This window comes from Acinetobacter sp. YH12254 (assembly GCF_013417415.1).
In the GTDB taxonomy this organism is placed as follows: Bacteria; Pseudomonadota; Gammaproteobacteria; order Pseudomonadales; family Moraxellaceae; genus Acinetobacter; species Acinetobacter pseudolwoffii.
Genome location: NZ_VPEB01000052.1, coordinates 1 through 1,274, shown reverse-complemented (window position 1 = coordinate 1,274; position 1,274 = coordinate 1). Strand labels below are relative to the sequence as shown.

The window sequence follows — 1,274 nt, the reverse complement described above, 5'->3', positions numbered from 1 at the left end:
TGTTCAAATGGCGATTCAGCGTTTAATTGGTTTTGGGAAAAAAGAAGAGTTTAAGGAAATTTTGGCAATTTTAAGAAAGCAGAATCCTGATAGGATAAGGGTTCTGTGAAATTTGTCGTGTACAGAGTATAATAATAATAATCGAGCATGAGTCTCATACGGATGCTCGGGTCGAAAGGGAATCCCCAGGCGAGTAACCTGTTTGCGGTGATCCATTAGCTGCAGGAGCAGAAGAGCATACATCTGGAAGCAAAGCCAGGAAAGCGGCCTATGGAGCTGTGCGGCAGCGCTCAGTAGGCAAAAGAGACGGAGCCGATCAGAGAGTAGGCAAAATCGGGACGGGCAACAGGAAAGAGGATGCCGGAGGGCTGCCGGATACTATCGGCGGCAAATAGGATGGATCGCCTGTGCCGTTATCGTGCCGGTCGAGTGCCATCCAGGAAACGATTGGGCGAATCGCCGTCACGCTTCATTTTGCCTGCGAGGTTGAGTAGATTTTTCAGTGCGGAGTTGCGATTGAACGGCGACCAGACGGCTGTAAAGGCAACCGGCTCCGGTTCATCGAGGAAGGGCAGGAAGACGATGCCGGTCGTCGGCAACAATGACGTTGCCTCGCCGACGATAGTGATGCCGAAGCCTTGTCCGACCATAGATAGCAGCGTGTCGCGCCCCACATCAAAGCGCCGGATCGACGGTGCGGGCCAACGCCCGGCAAGGCGCAGCACGATATGGTCATGGACCTGCGGGCCGGTGCCACCATAGCGAACAATGAAAGTCTCGCCGACCAGATCGGACCAAGTGATTGCGGACTGCCCGGCGAGGCGATGCCCATCCGATAGCACGGCCACCAGCGGTTCGGTCCAGATCGGTCGGGTATGGCAGTCGGGCATCTCGGGCTTGCCCGCGACGAACACCACGTCGAGCTGGTCAGCACGAAGCTGCATCACCGCATCGCGGGCTGTGCCTTCGGTGATCTCAACCTCAATGCCCGTATGTTCTTCCCGATAATGACGGATCAGCTCCGTGAGAAAGCTGCGTGGGATTAAGGCATGGATGCCGATGCGAAGCCGGCCGTATTCTCCTTGAGCTGTCATGCCTGCGGTCTTCACTGCGTGATCGAGTTGATCGACACCCGCCGTGACACGCTCCATGAAGTGCCTGCCTGCGTCTGTTAGCCGAACGCCCCGCGCATGGCGCTCAAATAGCAGGACACCAAGGTTATCCTCCAGCGCTTTCACACGCGCGCTGACGCTCGACTGGCTGATACCAAGTGC

General features: G+C 56.4%; 1 protein-coding gene and 1 pseudogene. Both read right to left on the bottom strand.

Annotated elements, in window-relative coordinates; genetic code table 11:
• Positions 1 to 413: 413 nt before the first annotated feature.
• Positions 414 to 1,094: a LysR family substrate-binding domain-containing protein gene (locus tag FTV29_RS14975; protein WP_109354582.1), complete on the bottom strand. Its 681-nt coding sequence runs from the start codon at positions 1,092 to 1,094 to the stop codon at positions 414 to 416.
• 3 nt (positions 1,095 to 1,097) lie between these two features.
• A pseudogene (locus FTV29_RS15265) lies at positions 1,098 to 1,274 on the bottom strand (LysR family transcriptional regulator); the annotation flags it as partial.